Below are 23886 nucleotides of genomic sequence, written 5' to 3'. Positions count from 1 at the left end.
ATTGATCCTATACGGATGGATACGGAGGCGTTCGGAAAATTCCATTGGATTTCCGGACGGTCAAGAATGGGGTCTACAGGGAGAGTGTCGAGGGTTGCTGAACACCGTGCTCACGGTGCGGAACCAAACCCGGGTAACCTTCTCCAAGGTGAGCTTGAAAGCACCGGTGCCAAGGATCAAAGGCGACGTAACGTGGCACTGAATAAAGGCAAGACATGAACAATTTCGCCAGGGCGCTGGTCGTGGCGCTGTTTGCCCTGCACTTGTCGGGCTGCATCGGCCCGCCCATCGAATTGACCCCGCAAACCGAGGAACGCCTGCGCGTTCAGGCCCCGATCCGTTTCCTGCTGACATTCGATGATGGGCCTAGCGCATCGTCTTTCTGGAATCCGAGCGCCGACGTGCTGGACGCATTGGACCGTAATCCGGTGCAGCCTGGGATCAAGGCGGTTTTTTTCGTCCAGACACGAGCGCCACGGGCCGGTGGCAGCGAAATCGGCCGCTCGCTCATGCATCGCGAGCATGCGAACGGACACCTATTGGGATTCCACACGGCTACCTATTGGCATACCAATCATCGATTCCTGGATCCGGATGAGTTGGAGCAGTCCCTGTTCAATGGCGCCAACGATATCGCTGTGATCACAGGCGCATCGCCAAACCTGGTACGACCGCCATTCTGGAGTTTCGACAAGCGCACGTTTGCCGCTTATCAACGACACGGTATGCACGTATTGCTGACTGACTTGAGCGCCAATGATGGCAAGGTTTGGGGCATTACCGTGAGCCCACGACGGCGGATGAGCCTCACGCGCCAGCTCTCCGAGGTCCGCGAGCGCATCGCGGATGGTCAATTGCCCACAGTGGACGGTGTGATACCGGTCGTCGTGACCTTCCACGACCTCAACCGATATACCGCCCGCCACGCCCGTGAATACCTACAGATCCTTTTGGACAGTGCCAGGGAGACCGGGCTCAGGACCGATGCGAAGCCGTTCTACGACGACAGCCGCGCCCTGGAACGAGCGGCGCTGGCTCGCACGGTTCGCGACACGTCCCAGCCCGTGCATCTGCCCGGTTTATGGGATTGGCTGTGGGATTCGGACTCCCATTGAATTGCATGGACGATGAACTGTCGCGACGCCCGGTAGGCACCGACGGGTGAACCGGGAGTATGGTAGGCAGCGTAACTCGGTACTTTGCAGGAGGTGATCACCATGAGTACTGCGATGCTGACGAAAATGCACATCAATGGCTATGACGTACTGAGCGTCAACAGCGGCCCTTGGCGAGTCTGTACCCAGGCTGATCGGCTGGGTTCCTTCGCCTCACGGGAGGAAGCGCTGGCCTACGCCGCCGCATTACCCGCCAGGAGACGCCGTAACGCCCCGTCCGGGAACGTCAAGTAGGGCCGCGTTCTGTTGACTGCGCGCAGGCACGGCTGCCAGCCGCGCAGTCAAAGCGGGTCATGAGGCTGCCAGCTCCAGGGGCAGTTCCAGGGTAAACAGGGCGCCTTGCCCCGGTCCGTCACTGTAGGCCAGGAGACGGCCGTTCATTTCGACCGCCGCCAGGGCGCAACTGTGCAGGCCAAAGCCATGGCCGTCCTTGCGGGTCGTGAAGCCATGATTGAAGATCCTCGCCTGGTTTTCCTTGGAAATCCCTTCGCCACGGTCCTTGACGCTGACGCATAACGTCGTCTGGTCGACGATGCGGATTCCCAGGGTCATCTCCCGTGGGTGCTCAACGCTGGACATGGCGAACTTGGCATTGCTGATCAGGTTGATCAGGATCAGCAGCAGCCGGTGCTTGTCGCCGAGAATCACGGGAGCGTCCTGGTAATCCTTGATCACGGTGACATGATGCCGGCTCAGCGCACCTGCATTCATGCGCAGGGCATCCCCGAACAGATCGGCGACGTTCAGCGGCTCGATCAGCCTCGCAGCCCCGGCGTAGGTTTGTTGGGTAGTGACGATATCCTTGATGTGATCGATGCTTTTGGTCAACTGCGCCAGTTCTTCGATGAGCAGTGCTTGTTCGCCTGCAACAGAGTCCACCAGTTCATTGAAGTAGCGGGGCAACAACTTGCCTTTTTCGTCCTCGGTAATGAAATGACCCAGGTCGTCGGCATGTTCGTTCATCATTTTCACGGCTTTGCCCAACCCTTGCGTCTTGCTGTTTTTCAACTTGCGGGTGACCAGGTCCGCGGAAATATTCACGCTGTTGAGGACATTGCCGACGTTGTGCAACACGTTCGTTGCAATCTCGGCCATGCCTGCCATGCGAGCGGCATCCACCAACTCCCGTTCGGCCTCCTTCAACTCGCGAGTGCGTTCCTGGACGCGTTCTTCCAGTTTGTCATTGGAAGTTTGCAGCTCATGGTTGATCTGGTTGATGACTGAATAACTGCGCACCAGCCGTACGGCCAGATAGATCATCAAAAGCGCCATCAGGCCGGCGCACACCGCCAGGTATATATGGTACTTACGGTCCGTGGCGGCGGTCCTGCGCTGCGTTTCGTTCAACAGCTCGTTGATGCTGTCCAGCTCCTGGGCCACTGGGATGACGCTGATGCGGTCCAGCAGGTCGTTGACCTGGGGCTGTTCGTGGATGATGGTCTTGACGTGGTGTATCAGAGACACAAACGCGGGCCGATAGAGGGCAGGCAGTTGGTCAATCTGATGTTCGAGTTCGCTTAACTGGTCCCGCACTTCCCGTTCTTTATCCGCCGTGACGTAAAGGGCGAACTCCAGGGTGGTCAACGCCAGGTCCAGGACATTCGAGGCTGCGGTCAGGCGCGCGATCTCCCCGTTCGCCTTCATCTCCTGCAACAGGTTTTGTATTTCGTCTTCAACCGTCGGCAACTCATCCAGGGACGCCCGCAGCGTGGCGTTGTGCTGCTCGAACTGCTCGACCAGCAGATTCTTGTTCTTGACCGCATCCACGTATCCCTGGCGCCTTGACGCCCAGAGCGCCGCCAGCGGGCCGGAACTGTTCAAACGCTCCAATTGCTCCCAGCGAGTCTGCGCTTCGGGCGGTGGGGTGAGTGACAGGTTATTGTTGACGCCGATTTTCTTCCTGAGGATTTTTACGTTCCAGTTGGCGTCGGCTTGCTTGAGTTGGCGAATGAAGTCCCGTGATTCGAAATAGGTCGCTGAGTCGTATGTATAGGATTTTATTAAAAAGAAGATCAATGCGGAAAAGACAACAAGCGCCGCGGCCAACAGGACGGGCCACTTGTATTTATTGATCAGAATGGTCACAGGTTTCTCCTGCGCGGAACGGATGCCGAAACCGGACCTGGCGAGTGTGAGCAATTATCGGGATGACGGGCGGAGAATGGGATACAGGAGGGGAGTTGCGTTGTTTGTTTGCCTGGGTACACGGTGAGCTCCCTGCTAACGGTGAACGTCTGGTCATCAGTGAAGCAAGTGTAGCGTCAACCACCGGCGTCGACGTATCTGTCTAGACGCTGCACGGGAAAATGGCGCGGCCGGAATCGACCGCGCCGACGGAGGTTACTTCAAATCGATAAAAGGCAGCGCGCTGTTCGGCAGCATGGTGGTGGGCAGCTCACCGTTCCAGCGCTCGGCCTTGGTCAGCTCCACCAGGTTCTGGTTGCTGGCCAGCGCCTGGGCGCGGGCTTTGATCGCCTCGGCTTCAGCCTTGCCACGCAGTTCCGTTGCCAGGGCATCGGCCTTGGCCTGGGCCACTTGCGAATCGGCTTCCGCCTGGGCCTGGGTCACCCGAATCTGCGCCTGGACCTGTTCGGTGGCGAGCTGCTGCTCACGGGTCTTGACCTGGACCTCGGCGGCCATGCGCGCTTCGATGGCCTTTTCGTAGGCATCGCTGAAATCGATGTTTTCAACCTGGACGCTGTCGATGATCACCGGCCCGGTAATCGTCGATTTGATCGCAGCGGAGATATCGTTGACCAGTTGGACGCGGTTCTGCACGGCGGCCACGGCGTTGAACTTGCCGAACACATTCTCCACCTGCGTCGGCACCTGCCGGCTGATCATCCGGTCGCGGATGCCTTCCAGATCCTTGAACTGGGTATAGACCTTCGCCACGTCGGAAGGCGCGATGTGCCACGACACCGACACTTTGAGCTCGGCCGATTGCTGGTCTTTGCTGTAGGCCTGCAAGTCGTCGTAGGAGGTAACCTGGCTCTGCGTGCTGATCAGGCGTACCGATTCGATAAATGGCGTCTTGAACGACAGCCCCGGCTCAACCACCCCGACCAGCGCGCCATTGCGCAGGAGCACGCCGCGCTCGGTTTCATCAACCGTGTACCAACTTCCGAAGAACACGCATAACAGGACCACGCCGACAATTGCAGCAGCGATCGAACCGATTGTTTTACGGGGCACTTTACTTTCCTTGAGTAGGCTAGGGGATGGCATGCACTGTTTCCTTTGTGAAGACCGTCACTGTTTTTTCAAACGCCAGACACGAAAAAGCCCTGACAAGTCAGGGCTTTAACGTAGAAGATGGCGGAGGCGATGGGATTCGAACTCATGGACCTGTTACAGTCGACGGTTTTCAAGACCGTTGCCTTAAACCACTCGGCCACACCTCCGTATTGCGTTGCGGGCGCCATAATACCCGAATGAAACACACTGTCAAACTCTCCACGTAGCTTGTTACAGAGCGTCTGTTATGATCCTTGCCACTGAATGTTTCAAAACCGGAGGAGTGTCGCCATGCGCGAACAGGATTACGCAGTGAACAACAGCGTGCAGGCTGAGCAGCTAGAAGTTAGCCGCGTCCTGCGCAACACTTATGGCCTGCTGGCACTCACGCTCGCTTTCAGCGGTGTGATGGCCTTCGTCGCACAACAGATGCGCGTCGGTTACCCGAACATCTTTGTCGTGCTGATCGGTTTCTACGGCCTGTTTTTCCTTACCAACAAGCTCCGCGATTCGGCCTGGGGCCTGGTATCGGCCTTCGCCCTGACCGGGTTCATGGGGTTCCTGCTCGGCCCGATCCTCAACCGTTACCTGGGCATGCAGGGCGGCGCAGAAGTGGTCAGTTCGGCCTTCGCAATGACCGCGTTGGTGTTCGGTGGCCTGTCGGCGTACGTACTGATCTCCCGCAAGGACATGAGCTTCCTGAGTGGTTTCATCACCGCCGGTTTCTTCGTGTTGCTGGGTGCGGTGGTGGCTAGCTTCTTCTTCCAGATCAGCGGCCTGCAACTGGCGATCAGCGCCGGCTTCGTGCTGTTCTCGTCGGTCTGCATCCTGTACCAGACCAGCGCCATCATCCATGGCGGCGAGCGTAACTACATCATGGCGACCATCAGCCTGTATGTGTCGATCTACAACCTGTTTGTCAGCTTGCTGCAGCTGTTTGGGTTGATGGGACGTGATGACTGATATTGCCGGAGTGTCCGGCTTGAGCTGTTGATTTGAGAAACGGCGCTTTTCCTGAAGGAAAGGCGCCTTTTTTTTGTCTGGGGCTTGCACCAGGTCGGCGTCCATCAACGGCTCTCACCCCATCGGAGGCAACCGCCGCTTCACCGGCGTCTTCTTGACAATAGCCGTATTGGTTTCTGCAAGAACATTCAACTTATCCAACAAAACATCCAACTGTTCCATCGACCGCACATGCAGCCGCGCGATGAAACAATCCTCGCCAGTCACCTTGTCGCATTCAGTGAACTCGCCAATGGCCTGGATCTGCCGCTCCACCTCTTGCAACTGCCCTGGCAATGGGCGAATGCGCACGATGGCCTGGAGTTGATAACCAAAACACTTCGGATCGACTTCAACGGTATAGCCCCTGAGCACGCCACGCTCCTCGAGTCTACGCAGGCGTTCGGCAACGCTGGGGGACGACAGGCCGCTCAGGTTCGCCAAAGCCTTGAGCGAGCGTCGGGAATCTTCCATCAGCGCCTTGATGAGGATCTGGTCGATGTCGTCAGTCATAACGGCTCCGTTAGGTAAATGGTCAAAATGGCCTTTATAAAAAAGGTCAAAAACCAGTTTAGCCTTTTTCAGGCCATGGAGAACCGGCCCGGCGGCTCGGCATACTGTAGCCACTTACCGAAGGAGCCTGAAGATGGACAAGACCCTACGCCGCGGTTCGCTCGAAATGACCGCCGCCATGCTGATTTCCGGAACCATAGGTTGGTTTGTACTGGTGGCGGGCCTGCCCGTACTGGATGTGGTGTTCTGGCGTTGCGTATTTGGCGCCGTCACGCTGCTGCTGATTTGCGCGGGATTTGGTTTCCTGCGTCGGGATGTGCTGACGCGCACAACGTTCCTGCTGGCGGTACTCAGCGGCGTGGCAATCGTGGGCAATTGGGTATTGCTGTTCGCTTCCTATTCCCGCGCTTCGATTGCGATCGGTACGGCGGTGTACAACGTCCAACCGTTCATGCTGGTCGGGCTGGCGGCGTTGTTCCTGGGCGAAAAGATCACCGCGCAAAAGCTCTTCTGGCTCGCGGTTTCGTTCCTTGGGATGCTGGCGATCGTCAGCGCCCATGGCGAACAAGGGCAGGGTGGCGAGGACTATCTGGCGGGCATCGCCCTGGCGTTGGGTGCGGCTTTGCTGTACGCCATTGCGGCGTTGATCATCAAGCGGCTCAGCGGCACGCCACCCCATTTGATCGCGCTGATCCAGGTCAGCACCGGGATACTGCTGTTGGCTCCATGGGCGAATCTCTCGACGTTGCCGCAGCAACCCGAGGCCTGGGCCAGCCTGCTGACCCTCGGCATGATTCACACCGGTATCATGTACGTGCTGCTATACAGCGCGATCCAGCGGTTGCCGACAGCCGTGACCGGCGCGCTGTCCTTTATCTATCCGATCGCGGCGATCTTCGTCGACTGGTTCGCCTTCGGTCATCGCCTCGAACCGCTTCAGTGGCTGGGGGTGGCGGCGATCCTGCTGGCTGCTGCCGGCATGCAACAGGGCTGGGGCGTCAAATGGCGGCGCCCGGCCCTGTCGTAACCAGCGAGCGGTCTCAGAAAATGTAGTCGGTGGTCAGGAAATTCGAATCCCGCTCGCGGATGATGTCGCTGATAAGCGCCTTGTTGCTCTCCTGGAATTTGGTTGCCACCAGCGTACGGATCGAAAAAGTGCGTAGCGCATCATGGACCGACAATGTGCCTTCCGCGGAATTTTTCCGGCCGTTGAAAGGGAAGGTGTCTGGGCCGCGTTGGCACTGGGCGTTGATGTTGATGCGCCCGACCTGGTTGGCGAAGGTGTCCACCAGCTTGCCGACTTCAGCTGGGTGGGTGCCGAAGATACTCAGTTGCTGGCCGAAGTCGGATTCGAGCACGTAATCGACCACGGTGTTCAGGTCACGGTACGGCACGATGGGCACGACGGGGCCGAACTGTTCTTCGTGATACACACGCATCGCTGTGTTCACCGGGTATAGAACCGCCGGATAGAAGAACGAAGCCCGGGATTCGCCACCGTGCTGGTTCATCACCCCCGCACCCTTGGCGATGGCATCGGCCACCAGGGCGTGCAAATAATCGACCTTGCCGGCTTCGGGCAGTGGCGTCAGCGCCACGCCATCTTCCCAAGGCATGCCGGGTTTCAGCGCGGCGAGTTTGGCATTGAATTTCTCGATGAACGCCGGGGCGACGTCTTCATGAACGAACAGGATCTTCAAGGCCGTGCACCGCTGCCCATTGAAAGAAAGCGAACCGGTGAGCGCTTCGCTGACGGCATTGTCCAGGTCGACATCGCGTAACACCAGGCCGGGGTTTTTTGCATCCAGCCCCAGGGCGGCGCGCAGGCGATGCGGGCGCGGGTGGAGTTTCTTGAGGTCGCTGGCAGCCTTGTTGGTGCCGATGAAGGCAAATATGTCGATCTTGCCGCTGGCCATCAGTGCGCTGACGGTCTCTCGGCCGCTGCCGTAGATCACATTGATGACGCCCGCAGGAAAGCTGTCGCGAAAGGCTTCCAGCAGCGGACGTATCAGCAGCACGCCGAGCTTGGCCGGCTTGAAGACCACGGTGTTGCCCATGATCAGCGCGGGAATCAGCGTGGTGAAGGTTTCGTTCAGCGGATAGTTGTACGGGCCCATGCAGAGGGCGACGCCGAGGGGCACGCGGCGGATCTGCCCCAGCGTGTCCTGTTCCAGCTCGAAGCGGCTGGAACGACGGTCCAGCTCCTTGAGGGCGTTGATAGTATCGACGATATAGTCGCAGGTCCGGTCGAATTCCTTTTGGGAGTCCTTGAGGTTTTTCCCGATTTCCCACATCAGCAGCTTGACCACTGCTTCACGTCGTTCACGCATGCGCGCCAGGAAGCTTTCGACATGGCGGATGCGTTCGGCGACGCGCATCGTCGGCCATGTGCCTTGGCCGCGATCGTAGGCCCGGACGGCGGCGTCAAGCGCGGTGAGCGCCGTCTCGGCGTCCAGCAGCGGCGTACTGCCGAGGATCACTTGTTCATCGCCGTTCGGGCCGGCTAGGTAAACCGGGCTGCGCACGGTGGCCAGTGGTCCTTGCCAGGTTCTCAAGACGCCATCGACCAGGTATTCCCGTTGTTCGACGGGATCACCGAGACGGTAGGCCTCTGGGATATCCGCGGCGCTGGGAAATAAATGGGAGAGCAGGGTGGCGGTGGTCATATCGTTACTCCATCAATGAAATGAGCCATGGGCTGACAGTCTGCGGCGCTTCTAGCGTTATACGCCTTTATGAAGGTGATTTCGAAGTGGCAAGGGCGTGCGGCTGTCCTGCCTACGCCCCTGCCACCATTGCGTTGAATGCATGAAGCCGGTGTTTACCAACGCATCCGCACGCCCAGGCTGGCGATGACGCCGTTGAGGTCGTTGTCGTCGACGTCACTGCTGTAGTCGGCGCTGACATACAGGCTCACCACTGGGGTGACCCGGGCAACCAGGCCCAGGCCGACTTCAACGGTCGAAGATTTGCGGCTGCTGCTGATCTTGTCGACTTTGTCCAGGGTAACGGTGTCGGCGCTCTGGACCGTGTGCCACAGGTTGGTGCGCACGTACGGCTCGACGCCCAGGCCGTTGACTTGGTAGGCCCCTTTGAGCCGGGCGCCGACGCGACCGCTCCAAGTGCTCAGTTCGCTGCTGTCACCATTTTCGCCGTTCGGCGTATCAAGGCTGATGCGCTGGTTGATCAACTGCGCCTGGGGTTCGACCACCCAGTTTTCGCTGATGCCGATGGGGAAGCCGCCTTCGACCGACAGCGTGACGGCGCTGCCCTCGGTGGCTTGACGTTGACCCTGTTCGTTCAGGCTGAAACCGTTGACCCGCCCCCCGCTGGCACTCAGGTCCACGTGCCAGCCCGCGGGGCCGGTCAGGCTCCAGTAGGCTCCAAGATTCTGCCCCTCCAGGCTCAGGGTTTCCTGGCCCGGCTTGGCGAGAGCCGGCGCGACCAGCATTGCGCTGCCATTGGCTGTGATCCGGCTCTGGCCGCTGATCAAACCGACGCGCTGGGTATGGCCATTGTTGTTGCGAAGCGTGAAGAGCGCGGGACTTTTGCCCGACGCGGGGTCGTTGCCCGTTGGGTGGTCGGCGGGTGTTCGGTCGTACCAGGGGGCAGTGAGAGGGTCTTCCAGTTCGGCCAGCACTTGCATCGACGAACACAGCAACAGGGAGGTCGAGACGGTGCAGAGGGTGGTTTTGAGTTCCTGCGGGCGGGGGGAAGTTTTCATGGGGGTCTGCCTTGCAATCGCATGCATTTCTCGCTTAGGGCGTCTCTCCTACCCCGAATGAGGGGCGACCGAATGGATGAGGCAAACCTCTGGCGACCCGCGATGGCGGGGTTCCAGAGGCCTGCCCCTGACTGTGTTTCCGGGGGTAGTACGTTGTATTCAAGAAGACCAAAGCGGTTGCGTCAAGAAATTGGCCGACAAATGGCATAGTGAAATCATGGAGCGCTAACCCAATGATTTCACGCGGATAAAAACGATCCTATTTAGGCGTCAATTCATCGTCGTCTGCGCCTCACCAACTGATTCTCACGCCCACATTGCCCGCCACGCCGCGTTGCTGGTTGCTGTCCAGGTTATTGCTGTAGTCCACGCCGGCATAGGCGCTGACGCTAGACGCCAGGCTCACGACCAAGCCAACGCCCAGGTCCGCCGTGGAGGCGCGTTGTTCGGTCTCGATCCGTTGGGTGTCGTCGAATGTCACCGTGTCGGTGCCGGAAAAGGTGTGCCAGATATTGGCTCGCAGATAGGGCTCCACCGGCAAGCCGCTGACTTGATAGCTGCCCTTGAGCCGGGCGCCTAGGCGGCCAGTCCAGGCGCTGTCGGAGTCGAATTCGACCTTTGAAATCCCATCGTCCTGGCTGTCCAGGCTGATCTTCTGATGAATGAGCTGGGCCTGGGGTTCAAAGACCCAGTCGCGAGCTACCGCAAACGGATAGCCGGCCTCCGCCGATAGGGTCAAGGCGTGCCCGCGATTGTCGATTTTGACGCCACGTTCGGAGCGGTTATCGCCATTCAGGCGGGTGCCCATGACCACCGCATCGATGTAGCCACCCGAGCGGTCGATGAGGGTCCAGTAAAGGCCATAGCTGTCGCCATCGAGCTCGATCTTGCCAGCGCGCCGACCTTGGAACCCGAGGTTGAAGCCGTCAACGTTGCCGTTCAGTTCGGTGTGGCCGACAAAAAAACCGATACGCTGGGTCCGATCGTCGGACGTCGGGGCGGCGTACAAGTCGTGGCCGACCTGGAAACCCTTGATGGAACCGTCGAACCGGGGCGTTACCGTGCCGGCCCAGGTTTGATCGAGGTCCTTGCCGTAGGCCCGGCCCCAACCCGCGCCGAACGCGCCGGTTTCCGACAGCAGGCGCTGGTCGCCTTGCCGATCGTGAAACGTACCCAGGGCCATCAGCGTCAATTGCGCGGCGGCTGGGGGCAGTACTGACCAGGTAGGGACTTCGGGGCGGTACAAGGGAATCGGCGCAGCGCCCGGCACGGCGGCCGGCAGCGGCGGCAGCGTCGGGCTGGGCGCTGCGACCGGGCCCGCCACTACCGTGGAGCGCAGGTACCAGTTGTTGGCGTTGCCGGCCACGCCGCCCTTGAACAGGCGATAGTCGAATGCACCGGCCGAGACGGATTGCGCCAGTGAAAAGGCGCTGCTATCACTGACGGCTCCGCTCTGGGCCTGGACCAGTTCGATGCCGTCCTGGGTAGTCAGGCCGCCGGCGCCACCCAGATTCGTGACGGTGATGGCGGTGCCGCCTGTCAGGGTGCCACCGTTGACCACCAGTTTGTCACTGGGCGAATCATCGGCCCCAAGCACCGTTTGCAGGCGTAGCTGGCCGCCATTGCCGGCGTAATTGCCTTGCACGGTGAGGGTGTCGTTGGTGCGGGTGTTGCCGTCGGCGAGATCAATTGCTCCAGCATTGTTGAGCGTGCTCATCTGGCCTGAAGTAAACGGCGCGATGACGCCTTGGGTCGAGGTCAATACGCTGCTGCTGTCGATGTTGAACACACCCGTGCCGGTGACGTTGTCGCCCAGCAGCAGCGTGTCGCCCAAGTCCAGGCGCGAGCCTTGGGTCAGGCTGACGGTTTCCCAGTTGTCATAGCGGGCTCCGGTACTGGACGTGCTGCCCTCGAAGGTCAGGTTGTCCTGGCCCAAGCCTCCGTCCAGGCTGGGCGTGGGGGCGAGTCCCGCCTCGGTGAGGTTCTGCAACAGAGCGGTGTCGGTGCCGTCGCCCATCAGGATGGCTGAGCGGATGGTGCCGCCGCTCCATTGGAATCGATCGTCGCCGGCACTGGTCCGGACCTCGCCGCCGATTTCCCCGCCACTGACGGTCACGCTGTCGTTGCCACCGCTGACGCTGACATTACCGCCGATGCGTCCTTCGGACAGGATGATGGTGTCCCTGCCGAAGCCAGTGACGAGGTTGCCGATGATTTCCCCACCTGACATGTCGAAGACGTTGTCATCGAGCTTCATGTCGACCCTGCCGATGGTGCCGCCGGTCATCTGGGCGATGTCGCCATCTTCGAACGCGTCGACGATGGTGCCGCCAGTCATCAGGAACGTATCGAGGCCATCGCCTTGGGAGATCGATAGAATCCGGCCGCCATTCATTTCAAACGCGTCGGCTTGCGAGCCTTGCTCGACGTCGCCATCGATCACACCGTTGGCGTTGATTTCGATGCGGTCGGTTCCGGCATCGAACACGACGTCACCCTGAACGAGGCCACTGCCTGAGACCGTCAGGTTGTTGTTGCCCGACAGATCCGTAAGCCCGGTTGCACTCGTGCCACTGTCGCACACGTAAGTGTCGTCGCCTGCCGTGGGTGACAATGTGCAAGCCGCCATCGCTGATGAGGCAGGAAGCAGGAACGGAGCCGCTACCCACAAGGCGTTGAACAGACGATTGAGATGCCGATCGCGCCGAATCATGTGCTATCCCTCTGCATGGGCATCCATGGCATGCCTGTTTCAGCATGGGTTGCACGACAGATGGCACACAGGACCCGGCAACGCTCGCTGTATGGAAAGGCACGCTAGCAACGAATCAAAGGCGTCGCTACTGTCAGATCTTACAGGTCGGTTTACCCGGATCAGGGGCTACAGATGCACTTCCACCGCCAACGGCAGGTGATCGCTCAAGTGCGTCCAGGGCTTGTTCCCGAGGATCTGCGGGGCGTGGCTGGTGGCGTTGCGCAGGTAAATGCGGTCCAGGCGTAGCAGGGGGAAGCGGGCGGGGTAGGTCCGGGCAGGACGCCCGTGATGGTGTTCAAAGGCCTCGTGCAGGTACTGGCGACGGGCAAGCGTGGTGTTGCCGCGCAATTGCCAATCGTTGAAATCCCCGGCGATTATCACCGGAGCGTCCTCGGGAAGAGAGTCAAGCAATTTGCAGAGCAGCTTGAGCTGCAATTGGCGATGGCTTTCCAGCAGGCTCAGATGCACGCAGATCCCGTGGACTTCGGCATGGCCCGGCACGTCCAGCACACAATGCAGCAACCCGCGCCGTTCGGGACCGGTGATTGACACGTCGAGGTTGCGGAACTGGCGGATCGGGTATTTGGAAAGCAGCGCGTTGCCGTGATGTCCGTCGGGGTACACCGCGTTCCGGCCGTAGGCGAAGTCGCTCCACATGCTGTCGGCGAGAAATTCGTATTGCGAGGTCTGGGGCCAGTTGTCGTAGCGCAGGGCATGTCGATCATGTTCACCAAGCACCTCCTGAAGGAAAACCAGGTCGGCACCTGTGGCGCGCACCGCTTCGCGCAGCTCCGGCAAAATGAAACGACGATTGAGGGCTGTAAAGCCTTTATGTGTATTCACCGTGAGAACACGCAGTCGATGAATCGCCGCGGGTGCGTCCAGCGGCACTGATTCTTCGACCCGCCAGTGGAAATCGCGAGTCACGTTCACTCCTGAGTCAGACGTCTCTGTTCATGCGACTCATGGCGACTGCGGCAGTTCCGGAATTCTTGCCGGACAAAACTCCAAGGCGAAAAATGTGGGGGCGAGCCTGCTCGCGATAGCAGTAGGTCAGCTTGACAAAATATTGGCTGGGCCGCTATCGCGAGCAAGCTCGCTTTCACAGGGCTGGGGGTCAGATAAATACAATTTCGTACGGCATGCCCATGCGATCGAGAATGACCCTAGGCACCAGCGGTGCGATGCCGTTGGTGGGCTCGCTGCCGAGCTGGCTGGCATAGGCGTGCATGGCGTGACGCTTGCGGGCGGTGGTCCACACGTCCAGCCGTAATTTGCGCGCCCGATGCCAGGGGATCCTGTTCTGCTCACGAACCGGCCAGTGCCAGGCCCATACGGGCAGTTCGTTGAACACCGCTCCGACGGTTTCAGCGGCCAAGGCTCCAGCGCGGCCGACCGTGTCGTGGTCGCTGTCGCCGTCCAGGCGCCAAGTGCTGAACACCACGTCGCCAGGTTTGAGGTAATGGCCGATGAACGCGGTCAGTTGGGCTTCATGTTCGGCGAGGCCCTTTTCCGGGAACCCTCCGCGGACCCACTGCAGACCATTGGAAGGCAAGCCCAGGCGATGCAGGGCGTCCACGCTCTCCTGGGGATGCGGGCGAAACGTGCGCAGCCGCTCATCGGACCACAGTGGCGAGCCCGGATGGCTCAGGCTGCCGTCGGTGACCGAGATCAGCAACATCGTTTGGCCCAGGTTGCTCAACAACTGGAGCAACCCACCGCAGGCGCCGACTTCGTCGCCAGGGTGCGGGGCAAGGATGACCGCGCGGGCGCCCGCAGGTATGAGTGTCTGGGTGCTGATGATCGGAATATCGGCCAGTTGCGGCGCGCTGTTCCAGATTTGCGGGTGATGCCGGCCTTGCAACCGAGAGGCAGGTTTCATGAGATACGTCCTTGTCGTGTCCAATCGTTCAGTCACGCAACGGGCCAGCCGCCCAATGTCGCCCCTTGGGAGCGATGACTGTGATTCGCGATGTTCCGAGTCCTGGAATCGACCGCAGGCGAAGTATTGACCATGCCAGCGGATTCGTCGCGTCAGAATGTGTATCTGAACCGGTTTTTTTTGTTCGAACTGTGTTGCGCGTGCAGCAGGGCGCGTCCTTGCGCCAGCCGACTCGGGGAAGGTCCCTTATTCCTCTTCTTCGCGTTGAAGCTCGAACAGCAGCAGTGAGCGCCCGGTCACGGAATATTCGAAATCGAAATCGAAACGCTCCTGGCCACGCACCGCGGGTTGGTTGGTGTCCACCATGCAGGTCCAGAAACTCCCTTCGGGCACCTCTGGCAGGCGGAAGTTGACGATGTCGTGGTGCGCGTTGACCACCAGCAACAATGTCGCGTCGCCGCCCTTGCGGCGGATGCCGGTCTCCTGTGCGCGGCCGTCCATCAACATGCCGAGGCAACGGCCTTGGCCATCCTGCCATTGTTCGACGGTCATCTCGCTTGCGTCGGGGGCCAGCCAGGTCACATCCTTTACGCCGATGTCCTCGTTGTAATTGCCGACCAGGAATCGACCGCGTCGCAGGATCGGGTAGGACATGCGCAGTTTGATCAAGCGCTTGACGAACTTCAGCAACGCCTGGCCATCAGCGCTCAGGTCCCAGTTGACCCAGCCGATTTCGCTGTCCTGGCAGTAGGCATTGTTGTTGCCGTGCTGGGTTCGGGCGAACTCGTCGCCAGCGACAATCATTGGTGTGCCTTGGGCCAGGAGCAGGGTGGCGAAGAAGTTGCGCATCTGCCGATGACGCAGCTCATTGATCTCGGGATCATCCGTCGGGCCTTCGACGCCATGGTTCCAGGACAGGTTGTTGTTGCTGCCGTCCTGGTTGTTCTCGTCGTTGGCTTCGTTGTGCTTGTCGTTGTAGGAGACCAGATCGTGCAACGTGAAGCCGTCGTGGGCCGTGACGAAGTTGACCGAGGCGTATGGCCGTCGGCCACGCTGGTTGAACATCTCGCCCGAGGCGGTCATGCGGCTGGCGAAGTCGGCCAGTTGGCCATCGTCGCCTTTCCAGAAGGCGCGCACGGTGTCGCGGAATTTGTCATTCCACTCGACCCAACCTGGCGGGAAGCGTCCGACCTGATAGCCGCCGGGGCCGCAGTCCCAGGGCTCGGCGATCATTTTTACCTGGCGCAGCACCGGGTCCTGGCGACAGGCGACGAGGAAACTGTGGCGTTCGTCGAAGCCGTCGTGATACCGGCCCAGAATGGTCGCCAGGTCGAAGCGGAAGCCGTCCACGTGCATTTCCGTGGCCCAGTAGCGCAACGAGTCGGTGACCATTTGCAGCACGCAGGGATGACTCAGGTCCAGTGTATTGCCGGTGCCCGAATCGTTGATGTAGTAGCGCTTGTCGTCGGGCATCAGCCGGTAGTACGACGCGTTGTCGATGCCTCGCATGGACAACGTCGGGCCCTGTTCATTGCCCTCGGCGGTGTGGTTGTAAACCACATCGAGGATGACCTCCAGATTGGCCTCGTGCATGTGCGCGACCATTTCCTTGAACTCGGCAATCTTGCCGCTGGCCAGGTAGCGCGGATCCGGGGCAAAGAAGGCGATGCTGTTGTAGCCCCAGTAGTTGGTCATGCCCTTTTGCAGCAGGTGCTGGTCGTTGACGAACGCGTGGATGGGCAGCAATTCCACAGACGACACGCCCAGCTTGCGAATGTGTTCCAGGACATCGTCGACCATCAGGCCAGCGAACGTACCACGCAGGTTCTCCGGCACCGAGGGATGGCGCATGGAGATGCCGCGCACGTGAGTTTCATACAAGATGGTCTTGTCCCACGGCACGCTGACCCGATGATCGCGGCCCCAGGTATGGGCCGGGTCGATGACCTTGGACTTGGGCACGAATGGCGCGCTGTCACGCTCATCGAAACTGAGATCGCCATCGGGATGGCCGATGGTGTAGCCGAACAGGGCTTCCGACCATTTCAGCTCGCCCACCAGTTGCTTGGCGTAGGGGTCGATGAGCAGCTTGTTGGGGTTGAAGCGGTGGCCGTTCTCGGGGTCGTACGGACCGTAGACGCGGTAGCCATAAATCAGCCCCGGATGTGCGTCCGGTAGATAGCCGTGGTAGATCTCATCGGTGTATTCCGGTAGTTCGATACGCTCGAGTTCCACCTCGCCTGTGTCGTCGAAGATGCACAGTTCGACCTTGGTGGCGTTGGCCGAGAACAACGCGAAATTGACCCCCAGGCCATCCCAGGTCGCGCCGAGTGGAAACGGCAGCCCTTCACGTATCCGCGAAGCCTCGATAACGGGCGGCGGCGTGGTATTTTTCGGACGGGTCATAGTTGCTCCTGCAAAAGACAGATACGGTGGTGCGCTGCACGCAGGGCTGCGTGCTTTGCGCTTGTGGCGACAATACAAGTCTGCACGCCACAAGCAGGCCTCTTCGTTGAAAGAAGCACTGGCTTGGGAACGATGAGTCCGCGGGTTCAGACCGCCGGGGGCTTGCGCGTGGCGCGTGGCTTTTTAGCGCTAGCCTTGTCGGCGGGCGGGACCATTGCCGCGGTAGCTGCCGAAGGCTTGGTCGCGGGCTTGGCCTTGGGCGCGGTGCTCTTGGCGGCGGCCTTGGCGACGGTGGCCTTGGCGGCAGCAGCCGGCTTGGTGCCGTCAGTCTTGCTGGCCGCGGATTTGCTCGGTGCTTTCGGTGGTTTGCTTGGCGCCAGGGCTTCGGCCTCCGCCAGCTTGCGTGCCATTTCCCAATGGCGCTCTTCTTGCCCGGCAGGCTTACCTTCCGACTCCCAGATCTGATAGGCGAATTCACGAATGCGTTTATCGTCGGTACTCATCGCAGTGCTCCTGACTTGACTCAAGATTCAATAAAGACATTGACCGGGAAATCCCCCAGTGCGGCGCTGACCATCAGCTCCCTTTGGGGTGTGACTGCTGCGCTTGCAAAAAGTCCCCTCAGTTTTGCTCCCTCGGTGGCAAACGGTAGCGAGATGCGCGTGTCGCCCCAGTCCGATGCAGCGACCTGGGGCAGGGCACTGTTTTCCAGCAGGCGCGCCGTGTGAATCGGCACCACGACGATCGCCCGTTGCTGCTGGTGTTGGCGCACGAATGCCAATACGTGCTCGGCATGCTCACCCTGTACCGGCAACGGCTCGTAGCTGCCCTGGCGGAACAGTTGCGGATACTCGGACCGCAAGGCCAGCGTCCGCGCGATCAGTGCCTGCTTGACACGCCCGTCGCGCCAATCACGCACAAGCGCCACGGGGGCGCTGTCGGCCTGCATCGCCTCACGGCGGGCCTCGAAATCCACTGGGCGACGGTTGTCCGGATCCACCAGGCTGAAGTCCCAGAACTCGTTGCCCTGGTACAGATCCGGTACGCCGGGGACGGTCATGCGCAGCAAGGTTTGCGCCAGGCTGTTGAGGGCGCCCGCTGGAGCGATGGCCTGCACGGCTTCGGCGATGGCGCAGCGCAGAGGCAAGCCCTCATCGCACAGCAGCAACCGCTCCAGGAACATCTGCGTTGCCTGCTCATAAGAATCGTTGACGGCGGCCCAACTGCTTTGCAGCTTGGCTTCGCGCAACGCCTTGCGCTGCCATTGCCACAAGCGTTCGGCATAGCTGGCCAAGGCCTTGGGGTCCTGCAAGTCAAGGTCCAGCGGCCAACTTCCGAGCAGGGCCTGGTAAAGAATCAACTCGTCACCGGCCGAAGGGGCGGCCGGGTCGCTGTGCAGCGACGGGGCGAGGATGCGCCATTGCTCCACGCACGAGGTGTACCAATCGGGGCGTTCGCTGATCACCGCCAGCCGTGCTCGAGTGTCTTCCCCGCGTTTGTGGTCGTGGGTGGCGGTGGTCACCAGGTTGTCTGGGAAATGCTCCAACCGCTCGAAGCAGGCCCCGTGGAACTCCTGAGCCGGGGCGCTGAACCGTTCGGTGTTGTAGCCCACGTCATTGCGCGACAGCAGCACCGCCGAACGATACAGCGCAGTGTCTTCGACAGCCTTGGCGGCGGCCGGCGAAGTCAGTTGCTGGAAGCGCACGCAAGCGTGGCGCAGCCGTTTGCGCTCGCTGCCCCGAGGCCGCCCGCGCCAAGGCATGCCACCGAGCCAGTCGGCCAGGCAGTCAAGCACCGGCCAGTCGGCTTCGCTGAGGGTTTGCCGGGCGCCTTCCAGGGCCTTCTGGAAAAACACCTCATCTTCGGCGGAGCGACCCAGCGGGGTGATATAGGTGCGGTACACCGGGAAATGCACGATCAGTTCCTGCAATGCCCGTCGAATGGCACCCAGGGTCAGGTCGCGGGTCATCACGTCATCCCGCGCCACCTGCAGCAGGGCTTGGGCCACGCTTTCGAAGTCCCCGGCCAGGGATCCATTGAGAATCTGCTGGCGGGCCAGGCGCGCCTCTTCGATAAAATGCGCTGGCCGTTCACTGTGGCGGCTCCAGAATTCAGCGAGGGGTTCGGCGCCGGCCGGGTTGTGTTGCAGCAACGAAATCTGGTTCATGAATTCGTAACCAGTGCTGCCGTCGACGTTCCAATCCCGGCGCAGGGTTTCGCCATCGCCAAGGATTTTCTCCACGAAAATCGGCAGATGCCGTGACGGGGACAGCGAGTCGACGCGCCGGCGCAGCTTGCGGCAGTAGCCCCGAGGATCGGCCAGGCCGTCAATGTGATCGATCCGCAGCCCGTCCACCAATCCTTCGGCAATCAGCTCGAAGATTTTCGCGTGGGTCGCTTCGAATACCGCCGGCCGCTCGACCCGTAGGCCGCCCAGTTCGTTGACATCGAAAAAGCGCCGCCAATTGATATCGTCCGCCGCCGTACGCCAACTGGCGAGACGGTAGCTCTGACGTTCCAGCAGCCGATGCAGGCGTTCGAAACCTTCCGGCTGCGTGGAGTCGTAGCCGCTCAGGGTGACCTGGATGGCGTCGAGTATCGCGGGCTCCGCTGCCAGGTCTCGCAGTTCCTGTTGCAAGGGACGGGCGAGGGAGTGGGCATCGGTCTGGTAGTTCAGCGTGGTAAAGCGCTCGGCCAGGCCCTTGAGCGACTCGATCTGCTCGGCTGCCAGGTCGTCCGAAGGCTTTAGCAACTCACCGTACTGCATGGGGCAGACAGGGAAGCGATGCTCATAATGCTCGACATAAAAGCTGCCTTGCGTGGCGTCGAAGCGCAGTTTCAGCGTGCCTTCTTGCAGGGCCACGCCGTAGTCGCTGCCCAGGAAGGGCAGGAGCAGTTGGCCTTCCATCAACGGGTCGGGGGAATGCCATTGGATGTCGAAAAATTCGCCATAGGGGCTCAGCCGTCCCCATTCCAGCAGGTCCAGCCACCACGGATTGTCATTGCCGCCGACGGCCATGTGGTTGGACACGATGTCGAGGATCAGCCCCATCCGATGTTCGCGCAGGGTGGCGACCAGGCGCTTGAGCGCGGCTTCACCCCCCAGCTCGGGGTTGACCTGGGTCGGGTCGACCACATCGTAGCCATGCATGGATCCGGCCCGCGCCTTGAGCAGCGGAGAGGCATAGATATGGCTTATACCCAGCGACGCGAAGTAAGGCACTTGCGGTATGGCGTCGTCGAGGGTGAAGCCCTTGTGAAATTGCAGGCGTAAGGTGGCCCGCAGGGATGGAGTCATTTTATCGTTCATCGGTCACGCTCGTTCGCCTGAAGCCTCGCGCAGGCGAGTATTTCCAGACGCCGTGCGGCGTCCGGGTCGTCCAGCAGCGCTCCGCTCTCCAGAGCCAGGCGCCGCCGCCAGTTAGGGTGGGTGTCGGTGGTGCCGGGGAGGTTGGCCTGCTCGTCGATGCCCAGGGCATCTTCCAACGGCAGCAGTACCAACGGCGCTCGGGTATGCCCGAGAAAGCGCACGCTGGCGTCCAGCACCTGGTCGGTTTCGCAATGTTCCTCGCGGAAGTTCTGCGGGTCCTGGTTCAGCGCGTTGCGCAACCCTTTGCGTTCACGCTGGCGATGTTTGCGCCAATCCATTTCGGTGTGGGAATCGATCAGCTCCAGCCGGGCATTCCAGTCGATGTCGTGGCCGTGCCACCAGCCGTTGAGAGTGGGCAGGTCATGGGTGCTGGTGGTCGCCAGGGCGTCGTCGGGCCAATCGAGAATGGGCTTGAAGTGCGTGTTGTCCTGTTCGAACAACAACACGCGCATGCCGAGGATCGAGCGCGCCGCCAGTTTTTCACGCAGGCCGTCGGGCACCGTACCCAGGTCCTCGCCCAGGACGATGGCCTGGTGACGATGGGACTCCAGGGCCAATAGTCGCAACAGGTCGTCGATGGGGTAGTAGAGATAGGCGCCGTCGGTGGGCGGGGCATCGTTGGGGATCACCCATAGCCGTTGCAATCCCATGATGTGGTCGATGCGCAAGCCACCCGCGTGGGCGAAATTGGCCCGCAGCATCTCGATGAAGGCGCGAAAACCATTGCGAACCAGGCCCTCGGGGGAGAACGCGGAGATGCCCCAACCCTGGCCCGAGCGATTGAGGATGTCGGGGGGCGCGCCCACCGTAAGGGACGCGAGCAATTCGTCCTGCCGGCTCCAGGCCTGGCTGCCGGCGCCGTCGGCACCCACCGCAAGATCGGCGATCAGGCCGATGCTCATGCCGCTGGATTTGGCCGCGCTCTGGGCACGCTCCAGGCAGCGGGCAATCAACCATTGGCAAAAAGCGTAGAAGCCGATTTCGTCAGCGTTTTCTTCGGCGAAACGGGCGATTGCCGGGCTGCGCGGGTCCCGCCATTCTTCGGGCCACTGGCGCCAGTCGAGGCTTTCGCCGCGAGCCGCGCGTTCGGCCTGGAGGGCTTCGAAGCGGCAGTGATTCTCCAAGGCTTCTCCACTGCTATGGCGGAAGCTGCTGAAGTCTTCGTGCAAGGGGTGCACGCCCTGTCTGAAGCCGTCATACAGGGCGCGAAGCACCCGTTGCTTGGCTTGGGCAGCAACCGGCCAGTCGATGAGCGGCTGCTCTTCAAGGCTGCGCAATTGGTTGGTCAGGCCGCTGGCGTCGATCGCCGTGCGCAGCGCACGCTCGCCCAGGATGGTGCCCGGCGCGGCATACAGGCTGTTGAGAAACAACCGGCTGGAAGGCGAGTAAGGGCTGTAGCGGCCGGTATCGCTGCTGAACATCGCATGCATCGGGCTGATCGCCAGGGCATCGGCGCCGCGTTCGCCCGCCACCCGCGCCAGCTCTTCGAGGGCCTGGGTGTCGCCGAAGCCGCCATCACCCGGGCGTCGTAGCGAATAAAGCTGTGCGCTCAAACCCCAGGCCCGAGGCGTTGGATCATCCACGGCATCGGCCACGCTGTAGCAACGGGCCGGCGCCACCGCCAGGGTGAAATGTTGGCCCTGGATGCTCACGTGCTGATACCCCACCGGGACGATCCCGGGGAGAGCGGCGTCGGCATCGAGCTTTGAGCTCATCGTCGCGCCGTCCTCGAGTTGGATTTCGCAAGGCGTGCCGGGCTCGAAATAACGGCTCAGGTCGACATTGGCGCCGACGTCCGCCGTGATCAGCGGTGGCAGGCGGTGGTTCTGTTGGTCCTCTTGCAGTTGCAACAGGCTGGCGTCGATTTCCTGCGCGCTACCGGCGGGATGGCCCAGGCCGGTGAGGACCGAACGCAGGACCGCCGGCGATACTTTCTGGGCCCGGCCGTTGGCGTCGATCCAGTCCACCGCCAGGCCTGCCCGGCCAGCGAGGATTTCCAATTGCGCATCACTCATAGGCGCTCTCCAGTAAGGGTGGGCAAGGTTGCCGCTTGCGTCAGACTGACCAGCGCGCTGTAGGGCGTGAGTACCCCCTGTTGCAACAGACCCATGGCCTGCGGTGGATGTTCGAAAAGAATCTGCGCATCTTGCGGGGCGCTGTGGTTGACAGGCTTGTCGCTAAGATTCAGGTCGATGCGCAACACGCTGCCATCGCCCATTTGCCAGCGTGCGCTGACGGCGCCGTGACCCAATACGTCGGCGCCCAAGGCATGGGCGGCGGGCAGGCGCGGAACGATTTCCTCCCGACGGATTTTCAGCAGTAGGCGATAAAGAGCTTCACTGGCCAGTTGCTCCGGCTGGTGCGCCTCCAGGTTGGGCCTTGAAGCGTCGAACGTACTGGCCGCGTTCGGATCGGGAATCCGTTCACGCTTCTGCGGATCGGCAAAGGCGCTGAAGGCCTTGAACTCGTTGCGGCGGCCTTCACGCACCAGCTCGGCCAGTTCGCCGTGGTGGCTGGTAAAAAACAGGAACGGTTGTTCAGCGACGACCTCATCGCCCATGAACATCAGCGGAATCATCGGCGATAAAAGCAATAGGGCAGTCGCGGCTTGCAGGGCTTGCGGCGGCGCCAGTTGATGCAGACGTTCACCGAGGGCGCGGTTGCCGATCTGGTCGTGATTCTGCAGGAACAGCACGAACGCGCTGGGCGGCAAGTGACCGCTGGGCTCCCCGCGGGATTCGCCATGGCGGTTGGTATGGCCCTGGAACACGAAGCCCTGGCTCAGGCAGCGGGCGAGTTTTTCCGTCGGTTGCTCGGCATAGTCGGCGTAGTAAGCGTCGGTCTCGCCCGTCAGCAGCACGTGCAGCGCGTTGTGTCCGTCATCGTTCCACTGGGCGTCGTAGCCTTGTTCCAGAAGGCTGGCCTGGTTGTGTTCGTTCTCGACGGTCAGCCAGACATACCGTGTCGGGTCCACCTGCTGACGCACCCTGGCGGCCAGTTCCTGAAGGAAGTCGGGGTCTTCGATGGCGTGAACCGCGTCCAGGCGCAGGCCGTCGAAACGGTACTCCGACAGCCACATCAGCGCGTTGTCGATGAAGAAGTCACGGACCTCGCGGCGCCGGAAATCAATCGCCGCGCCCCATGGCGTGTGCTTGTCTTCGCGAAAGAAGCCCTTGGCGTAGCGGTGCAGGTAGTTGCCGTCGGGGCCGAAGTGATTGTAGACCACGTCCAGGATGACTGCGATTCCATGGCCATGGGCGCTGTCGATCAAGTGCTTGAGCTGGTCCGGCGTACCGTAAGAAGCCTGGGGCGCGTACGGCAGCACGCCGTCGTAGCCCCAGTTGCGGTCTCCGGGGAACTGCGAGAGCGGCATCAGTTCAATGGCCGTGACGCCAAGCCCGGCCAGGCGCGCCAGCTGTTGCTCGACACCTTCGAAACCGCCCAGGGCGCCGACATGTAGTTCATAGATGACGGCATCGTACCAGGGGCGTCCGCGCCAACCGGTGTGCCGCCATTGATAAGCGTGGGGGTCGACCACCACGCTGTGGCGGTCAATATCGCCATCCTGGGACCTGGAAGCCGGGTCAGGCACTTGCAGTTCACCATCGATGTTGTAGCGGTAGCGAGTGCCGGCGGGGCAACGGGCCTGGATCATGTGCCAGCCGTTGGCCTGGGGCAGCATCGGTATGGATTCTCCAGTGTCGAGTTCGACACTGACATAAAGGGCATCAGGGGCCCACAGGGCGAAACGGGTGTGCTCTGGATCAAGCAGGACCGCGCCGTGGGTCCAGGTTTCAGGCGTCCTTGACGGCATCGGTTACC

At 61.2% G+C, this 23886-nt stretch carries 17 protein-coding genes and 1 tRNA gene; 4 read left to right on the top strand and 14 right to left on the bottom strand.

Annotated elements, in window-relative coordinates:
- Positions 1–215 precede the first annotated feature (215 nt).
- On the top strand, positions 216–1115 hold the full coding sequence (locus J3Q04_RS13845) for a polysaccharide deacetylase family protein (RefSeq protein WP_434611204.1): 900 nt from the start codon (positions 216–218) through the stop codon (positions 1113–1115).
- A 102-nt stretch (positions 1116–1217) separates the two neighbouring features.
- Positions 1218–1409, top strand: coding sequence for a DUF2188 domain-containing protein (locus J3Q04_RS13840; protein WP_420766792.1), 192 nt, complete (start codon positions 1218–1220; stop codon positions 1407–1409).
- A gap of 57 nt (positions 1410–1466) precedes the next feature.
- Here the strand turns inward: J3Q04_RS13840 and J3Q04_RS13835 are convergent, their stop codons facing one another.
- The 3 genes from J3Q04_RS13835 to J3Q04_RS13825 all read right to left on the bottom strand — a co-directional run bounded on the left by J3Q04_RS13835 (position 1467) and on the right by J3Q04_RS13825 (position 4579).
- On the bottom strand, positions 1467–3260 hold the full coding sequence (locus J3Q04_RS13835; RefSeq protein ID WP_434611207.1) for a DAHL domain-containing protein: 1794 nt from the start codon (positions 3258–3260) through the stop codon (positions 1467–1469).
- A 255-nt stretch (positions 3261–3515) separates the two neighbouring features.
- Complete coding sequence (locus J3Q04_RS13830; RefSeq protein ID WP_420766794.1) at positions 3516–4370, bottom strand: prohibitin family protein; 855 nt, start codon at positions 4368–4370, stop codon at positions 3516–3518.
- 121 nt (positions 4371–4491) lie between these two features.
- Positions 4492–4579, bottom strand: a tRNA-Ser gene (locus J3Q04_RS13825).
- Positions 4580–4703: 124 nt separating this feature from the next.
- Here J3Q04_RS13825 and J3Q04_RS13820 point away from each other — a divergent pair.
- On the top strand, positions 4704–5375 hold the full coding sequence (locus tag J3Q04_RS13820; RefSeq protein WP_039588756.1) for a Bax inhibitor-1/YccA family protein: 672 nt from the start codon (positions 4704–4706) through the stop codon (positions 5373–5375).
- Between the two features lie 114 nt (positions 5376–5489).
- Here the strand turns inward: J3Q04_RS13820 and J3Q04_RS13815 are convergent, their stop codons facing one another.
- The gene (locus J3Q04_RS13815) at positions 5490–5927 is read right to left on the bottom strand and encodes an Lrp/AsnC family transcriptional regulator (protein ID WP_420766795.1); all 438 of its coding nucleotides are present in this window, start codon (positions 5925–5927) and stop codon (positions 5490–5492) included.
- A gap of 133 nt (positions 5928–6060) precedes the next feature.
- Between J3Q04_RS13815 and J3Q04_RS13810 the strand changes: the two genes are divergently transcribed.
- The gene (locus tag J3Q04_RS13810) at positions 6061–6954 is read left to right on the top strand and encodes a DMT family transporter (RefSeq protein WP_420766796.1); all 894 of its coding nucleotides are present in this window, start codon (positions 6061–6063) and stop codon (positions 6952–6954) included.
- 13 nt (positions 6955–6967) lie between these two features.
- Here J3Q04_RS13810 and J3Q04_RS13805 read toward each other — a convergent pair whose 3' ends face one another.
- From J3Q04_RS13805 to treZ, 10 genes are all read right to left on the bottom strand, one after another.
- On the bottom strand, positions 6968–8593 hold the full coding sequence (locus J3Q04_RS13805) for an NADP-dependent glyceraldehyde-3-phosphate dehydrogenase (protein ID WP_420766797.1): 1626 nt from the start codon (positions 8591–8593) through the stop codon (positions 6968–6970).
- A 155-nt stretch (positions 8594–8748) separates the two neighbouring features.
- On the bottom strand, positions 8749–9651 hold the full coding sequence (locus J3Q04_RS13800; protein WP_420766798.1) for an autotransporter domain-containing protein: 903 nt from the start codon (positions 9649–9651) through the stop codon (positions 8749–8751).
- Between the two features lie 292 nt (positions 9652–9943).
- Positions 9944–12364 carry an autotransporter outer membrane beta-barrel domain-containing protein gene (locus J3Q04_RS13795; protein ID WP_434611212.1) on the bottom strand — a complete coding sequence of 807 codons (2421 nt, stop codon included), beginning with the start codon at positions 12362–12364 and terminating at the stop codon, positions 9944–9946.
- Between the two features lie 168 nt (positions 12365–12532).
- Positions 12533–13333: an endonuclease/exonuclease/phosphatase family protein gene (locus J3Q04_RS13790; protein ID WP_434611214.1), complete on the bottom strand. Its 801-nt coding sequence runs from the start codon at positions 13331–13333 to the stop codon at positions 12533–12535.
- A gap of 190 nt (positions 13334–13523) precedes the next feature.
- A complete protein-coding gene (locus J3Q04_RS13785) occupies positions 13524–14288 on the bottom strand; it encodes a PIG-L deacetylase family protein (protein WP_434611216.1) in 765 nt (254 codons plus the stop codon).
- A gap of 246 nt (positions 14289–14534) precedes the next feature.
- Positions 14535–16694, bottom strand: coding sequence for a glycogen debranching protein GlgX (gene glgX / locus J3Q04_RS13780; RefSeq protein ID WP_420766802.1), 2160 nt, complete (start codon positions 16692–16694; stop codon positions 14535–14537).
- Positions 16695–16840: 146 nt separating this feature from the next.
- Positions 16841–17197: a DUF2934 domain-containing protein gene (locus J3Q04_RS13775; RefSeq protein ID WP_420766803.1), complete on the bottom strand. Its 357-nt coding sequence runs from the start codon at positions 17195–17197 to the stop codon at positions 16841–16843.
- 20 nt (positions 17198–17217) lie between these two features.
- On the bottom strand, positions 17218–20004 hold the full coding sequence (locus tag J3Q04_RS13770) for a malto-oligosyltrehalose synthase (RefSeq protein WP_434611218.1): 2787 nt from the start codon (positions 20002–20004) through the stop codon (positions 17218–17220).
- A complete protein-coding gene (gene malQ / locus J3Q04_RS13765) occupies positions 20001–22079 on the bottom strand; it encodes a 4-alpha-glucanotransferase (protein ID WP_434611220.1) in 2079 nt (692 codons plus the stop codon). Before malQ ends, J3Q04_RS13770 begins: the two co-directional genes overlap by 4 nt.
- Positions 22076–23878, bottom strand: a complete 1803-nt coding sequence (treZ, locus tag J3Q04_RS13760; protein ID WP_420766806.1) for a malto-oligosyltrehalose trehalohydrolase — start codon at positions 23876–23878, stop codon at positions 22076–22078. The genes malQ and treZ overlap by 4 nt, the downstream gene beginning before the upstream one ends.
- Positions 23879–23886 lie beyond the last annotated feature (8 nt).

It is taken from the genome of Pseudomonas sp. D4-21, assembly GCF_051132125.1.
Classification (GTDB): Bacteria; Pseudomonadota; Gammaproteobacteria; order Pseudomonadales; family Pseudomonadaceae; genus Aquipseudomonas.
Note: the sequence above shows the minus strand (reverse complement) of the source record. Positions and strands in the feature narration are given on the sequence as shown.